General features: G+C 70.4%; 1 protein-coding gene. It reads right to left on the bottom strand.

What is annotated here, in order from left to right; genetic code table 11:
• Positions 1–6,506, bottom strand: a 6,506-nt coding sequence (locus ACIP4Y_RS38325) for an amino acid adenylation domain-containing protein (RefSeq protein WP_401401765.1), incomplete at its 3' end; no start/stop codon positions are given.
• Positions 6,507–6,613: the final 107 nt, after the last annotated feature.

Raw genomic sequence — 6,613 nt, 5'->3', positions numbered from 1 at the left:
TGCGCCAGCCGGTTCGCCCGCTCATCCAGCTCCCGGTACGACAGCTCCCGCCCCGCACACCGCACCGCCACCCCGTCCGGGGAGCGCAGCACCTGCGCCGCGAAAGCCGCCTGCACCGAACCGGCACCGAGCCCCCCACCGGGCTCCGCCCCGGCCCACGACTCCAACAACCGCACACGCTCTGCCTCATCGATCACGTCGATCTGACTGATCGCCTGCTCCGGAGCGACAGACACGGATTCCAGGACACGGACGAGGCCGGTGAACACGCGCTCCACGGTCTCCTGGTCGAAGAGATCCGCGGCGTACGTGACATACGCCCGCACAGGCCCGGGAAGACCTGCATCGGTGTACTGCATGAGGAAGTTCAGCGACATGTCGAACTTCGCCGTCTGCTGCTTCCCCACGATCTCCTGGACCGTCAGGCCGGGCAGGTCCAGCGCATTGCCGTCGTCGGTCTGAAGGTTGAGCAGTACCTGGAAGAGCGGGTGGCGGGCCAGTGAGCGCTGGGGGTTGACCGCCTCGACCACGCGCTCGAACGGCACGTCCTGGTGGGAGTACGCGGCCAGGTCGGTCTCCCGGACCTGCTCCAGCAGTTCCCGGAACGTCGGATTCCCGGAGGTGTCCGTCCGCAGGACCAGGGTGTTGACGAAGAAGCCGACGAGGTCGTCCAGTGCTTCGTCTGCGCGTCCTGCGACCGGGGTGCCGATCGGGACGTCCGTCCCCGCACCCATCTTCGTCAGCGCCACTGCCAGTGCCGCCTGAGCCACCATGAACGTGGTGGCGCCGGTCGAGTGTGCCAGCTCCGCCATGCCGCGGTGCAGTTCTGCGTCCAGCTCGAAGAAGACCGAGTCGCCGCGGTAGCTGGCCACCTTCGGCCGGGGGCGGTCGAAGGGCAGCTCGAGCTGGTCCGGGATGCCTTCCAGCGCCTCGGTCCAGAAAGCCAGCTGCTCACTCACCAGGGAACCGGGGTCGTCCTCCGCGCCGAGGAGCTCACGCTGCCACAGCGTGTAGTCCGCGTACTGCACCGGCAGAGCCGGCCACGACGGCTCGACCCCCTGGATCCGGGCCCGGAATGCGACCTCCAGATCACACGCCAGCGGCGCCATCGAGGCACCGTCGCTCGCGATGTGGTGCAGGAGCAGCAGCAGGACCTGCTCGTCGGGAGCGACGGTGAACAGCGTTGCTCGCAGCGGCAGCTCGGCCGACAGGTCGAACACGTACTGACCGGCCTCGCGCAGCAGCGCGTCCACCTCGTCCGCACCACAGGTGACCCGGTGCAGCCCCACGCTGGCGGCGTCCTGGTCCAGGATCACCTGGACCGGGCTCCCGTCCACCTCCTGGAACACCGTCCGCAGGCTCTCGTGCCGTGCCACCACGTCGCCCAGGGCCCGCTCGAGCACCTCGGGGTTCAGCTCCCCGGTGATCCGGAACGCCGCCGGAGCGTTGTAGGTGGCGCTGGTCTCCTCGAGCTTGTCGAGGAACCACAGCCGGTTCTGCGCCGGGGACAGCGGGATCCGCTCCGGGCGGGCCGTCGCGGTCAGCGCGGGCCGGGCCGCCCCTGCCTGCGCGACCCGCTCGGCGAGGGTGGCGACGGTGGGAGCTTCGAACACGGTCCGCACCACCAGCTCGGCCCCCAGGACCGAACGGATGCGGCTGGCCAGGCGGGTGGCGAGGAGGGAGTGACCGCCGAGCTCGAAGAAGTTGTCGTCGATGCCGACCGCGGGCACGCCCAGGACGTCGGCGAACAGAGCGCACAGGGCCTCTTCCCGCGCCGTCCGCGGACCGCGCCCGGCCCCGGTCGCCGGCAGCTCGGGGGCGGGCAGCGCCCGCCGGTCGAGCTTGCCGTTGGTGGTCAGCGGGAGCCGGTCGAGCACCACGAACGCGGAGGGCACCATGTACTCGGGCAGCTGACCCGTCGCGTGTGCGCGCAGGGCCTCGACGTCCACCCCGTCGCCGTGGCCCGGCTCGGCGACCGCGTAGGCGACCAGGCGCTTGTCGCCCGGCCGGTCCTCACGCACCAGCACCGCCACGTCCGACAGCCCCGGGAAGCGGGCCAGCACGGCCTCGATCTCGCCCGGTTCGATGCGGAAGCCACGGATCTTCACCTGGTGGTCGACCCGGCCCACGAACTCCAGCAGCCCGTCCGCCCGCCACCGCACCACGTCACCGGTGCGATACACCCGTGCCTGAGGATCGTCTGAGAACGGGTGCTTGATGAACCGCTCTGCGGTCAGCTCGGGGCGGTTCCAGTAGCCCCGGGCCACGCCGGGGCCGCCGACCCACAGCTCGCCCGGAACCCCCGGGGGAAGCAGGGCACCGTTCTCGTCCATGACGAACACCTCGGTGTTCGTCAGCGGTCGACCGATGGGGATCTGCCCGGTTCGGGGGGTGGTCCGGTCCACCGTGTAGCAGGTGGTGAACACCGTCGCCTCGGTGGGCCCGTAGCCGTGGACGAGGTGCGCGGGGGCCCACGGCCCGGCCACCAGCTGGTCCACCACCGGCCGGTCGATCGCCTCGCCGCCGAAGAACACGTACTGGACGTCGGCGAGGAGGTCGGGGCAGTCCAGCAGGTGCTGGCGGAGAAGGGGAGACGTCAGCCACATCATCGTCACACCGCAGCGGCGCAGGGCAGCTTTGAGCTCGACGGCGTCGAGGAGGACCTCCTTGTCCATCACCACCATGGCAGCGCCGGAGGTCAGCGCGGGCCAGCACTCGAAGGTGAAGGCGTCCCAGGCGAAGTTGGAGGGATGGGCGACCACGTGGCCGGGACCGATGCCGGCGAACACGTCGCTGTCGACCAGCCGGCAGACCGAGCGGTGCTCGATCATGACGCCCTTGGGGGTGCCGGTGGAGCCGGAGGTGTAGATGACGTGGAACAGGCCGTCGGGGTCGACCTGCACGGACGGGTCGGTGTGCGGCCGGGTGGCGATCTCGGGCCACTCCTGGTCGATCAGAAGCCGCTCGGCGGTCACGCCCGCCAGCCGGTCCTGGAGGTGGGCATGGGTGATGACCAGCCCCGCCTCCACGTCGGCCACCATGAACTCCAGCTGCTGCACCGGGTAGTCGTGGTTGAGCGGCACATAGGCAGCGCCTGCCTTCAGGACACCCAGGACGGCAACGACCGCGTCGATGCCCCGTTCGACACAGACCGGAACCAGCTGCTCCGCGCGCACTCCTCGGTCGATCAGGTAGTGGGCGAGCTGGTTCGCCCGCATGTCGAGCTCGCGGTAGGTCACCGCCTCCTCGCCGCAGAACACCGCCGGCGCGTCCGGAGTCCTGGCGACCTGGTCCTGGAACAGCTGGTGCACGGTGGTGTTGTCGGGGTACGGCACGGTCGTGTCGTTCCACTCGACGACGAGCCGCCGGTGCTCCTCCGCGGAGAGGAGGCCGATCCGGCTCAGCGGCAGGTCCGGCTCCACCGCAACCGCGGCGAGCAGCCTCTCCAGGCAAGCCGCGATCCGCTGTGCGGTCTCCGCGGTGAACAGATCGAGGGCATAGCCCAGCCGCCCGCTGATCCCGTCGGGAACGCCCTGCACCGCGTGCTGCTCGAAGAGTTCCAGGGTGAGGTCGAACTTGGCGACGTCGGTGTCACCCAGGCTCACGTCCGCGGTCAGGCCCGGAAGGTCCATCCGGACGGACGCGGTGTTCTGCATGGCGAGCAGCACCTGGAAGAGCGGGTGCTGGGCGGTGGAGCGCTCCGGGTTGAGGACGTTCACCAGGTGCTCGAAGGGGACGTCCTGGTGGGCGAAGGCCTCCAGCGACACTTCCCGGACCCGGGCCAGCAGCTGGTCGAAGGAGGGATCGCCGGTGGTGTCGGTCCGGATCACCAGGGTGTTGACGAAGAATCCGACCAGGTCGCCCATCGCCTCGTCGGTCCGGTTGGCGATGGGGGTACCCACCGGAATGTCGTGGCCCGCGCCCAGCCGGGAGAGCAGCGCGGCGAACGCGGCCTGCACCACCATGAACAGACTGGCCTGATGGGTACGGCCCAGAGCGATCAGGCGCTGGTGCAGCTCCGCGTCCAGCTCGAAGGAGACCGAGTCGCCGCGGTGGCTGGCCACCTTCGGCCGCGAGTGGTCGTAGGGCAGCTCGAGCTGGTCCGGGATGCCTTCCAGCGCCTTGGTCCAGAAGGCCAGCTGCTCACTCAGCAGGGAGTCGGAGTCGTCCTCGGCGCCGAGGAGCTCACGCTGCCACAGCGTGTAGTCCGCATACTGCACCGGCAGCGGCGTCCAGGACGGTTCTTCCCCCGCGCACCGTGCCGCATAGGCACGGCCGATGTCCTGGGTCAGCGGAGCCACCGACCATCCGTCGGACGCGATGTGATGGATGAGCAGGAACAGGACGTGCTCGGTCTCCGACAGGGCGAACAGACGGAACCGGACCGGCGGGTTCACCGCCAGGTGGAAACGCTCCGCAGCGAGAGCCGAGATCTGCCCGGGCAGGGCAGCCTCGTCGGTCCGGACCAGCTCGAAGTCCTGCATGGCCCGATCCGCCGACAGGATCTGCTGGTACGGCACACCCTGGGCGTCCTCGGGAAAGACGGTGCGCAGGCTCTCGTGCCGGTCCACCACGTCCTCGAGTGCGGCGTGCAGCGCGACCCGGTCCAGCGGCCCCGACAGGCGCACGGCGAGGGGAAGGTTGTAGGTGGCGCTGGTCTCCTCGAGCTTGTCGAGGAACCACAGCCGGTTCTGCGCCGGGGACAGCGGGACCCGCTCCGGGCGGACCGTCGCGGTCAGCGCGGGCCGGGCCACCCCTGCCTGCGCGACCCGCTCGGCGAGGGCGGCGACCGTGGGGGCCTCGAACACCGTCCGCACCACCAGCTCGGCCCCCAGGACCGAACGGATGCGGCTGACCAGGCGGGTGGCGAGCAGCGAGTGGCCGCCGAGCTCGAAGAAGTCGTTGTCGATGCCGACGGCCGGCACGCCGAGGATCTCGGCGAACAGCCGGCAGAGGGTCTCCTCCCGGGGGCTGCGGGGGGCGCGTCCGGTGCCGGCGGTGGGCTGGTCGGGGGCGGGCAGCGCCCGCCGGTCCAGCTTGCCGTTGGTGGTGAGCGGGAGCCGGTCGAGCACCACGAACGCCGAGGGCACCATGTACTCCGGCAGCTGACCCGCCACGTGTGCGCGCAGGGCCTCGACATCCATCCCGTCGCCGTGGCCCGGGTCGGCGACCACGTAGGCCACCAGACGCTTGTCGCCCGGCTGGTCCTCACGAGCGATGACCGTGACCTGGGATATCCTCGGGAAGCGCGCCAACACCGCGTCTATCTCGCCGAGTTCGATGCGGAACCCGCGGATCTTGACCTGGGCGTCGACCCGGCCCAGGAACTCCAGCGCCCCCTCGTCGGACCAGCGAACCAGGTCGCCGGTGCGGTACATGCGGGTGCCGGCCGGGCCGAAGGGGTCGGCCACGAAGCGCTCGGCGGTCAGGTCCGGACGTCCGAAGTAACCGCGGGCCAGGCCCGCGCCCGCCAGGTAGAGCTCGCCGGCCACGCCGGCCGGGACCAGCGACAGGTCCTCATCGAGCACATGGGCCTGCATCCCGTCCAGCGGAAAGCCGATCGGCAGCGGTGCCGGCAGCTCGCTGCCGAGCCGCCACGGATGTTGCGTCGCATACAGCGTGGTCTCGGTGGGACCGTACGCGCTGCGCACGACGATGTCCGGGCAGTGGTCCAGCACCCGCTGCACCGCGGTGGGCGAGACCACGTCACCACCCGTGATCACCTCACGCGCACCTGCGAAGCAGCCCGGGTCCTCCTCCGCCATCACCTGGAACAGGCCGGCGGAGACGTCCAGGGCGGTGATCTCCTCCTGGGCGATCAGTCGGGCGAGCGCCGCCACACTCAGATCACCCTCGGGCGTGATGACCGTCCGCCCACCCTGCAGCAGCGGCACCCACAGGCCGTAGATCGAGGGATCGAACGCGTACGGGATGACCATCAGCATCCGCTCGTGCGCGCCCGGCTCGAACATGCTGTCCACGACCAGCTCGAGCACGTCGCGGTGGGTGACCGCCACACCCTTCGGGCGGCCGGTCGAACCGGAGGTGTACATCACGTACGCCAGCTGGTCCGGCCGGCAGTCCACACCCGGGTCGGTGACCGGCAGTGCGGCGAGCTCCTCGTCCTCGTCGACCAGCACGACCACGGGAGCATCCGGAAGACCGCGGCGGCGCATCGCGGCGTCGGCCAGCAGGACGGGCGCGGACGTCTCGTCGACGATCCACTGCTTCCGGTCCAGCGGGTAACCGCTGTGCAGCGGGAGGTAGAACGCTCCGGCCTTCATCGCCGCCAGCAGCGCCACCACCAGATCCACCGAGCGCTCCATCAGCACCGCCACCGGTGCCTCCGGCCCCACGCCCAGACCCAGCAGCCGGTGCGCCAACTGATTGGCCCGCTCGTCGAGTTCCCGGTACGACAGCTCCCGTCCCGCACAGCGCACCGCCACCCCCTCCGGGGACCGCAGCACCTGCGCCGCAAAGGCCGCCTGCACCGAGTCACCGATCAACGCCGCATTCGACTCGAACGACCGATCGTCGGTGACATCACCAAAAGTTGCAGCACGCATTACCACTCACCGTCTTTCGGGGTTGAGATCGCACGACTCGCAGTCGG

Origin of the sequence: Streptomyces sp. NPDC088810 (assembly GCF_044750305.1) — a bacterium.
In the GTDB taxonomy this organism is placed as follows: domain Bacteria; phylum Actinomycetota; class Actinomycetes; order Streptomycetales; family Streptomycetaceae; genus Streptomyces.
The sequence above is the reverse complement of the archived record's forward strand: the minus strand, read 5'-3'. Positions and strand labels throughout refer to the sequence as shown.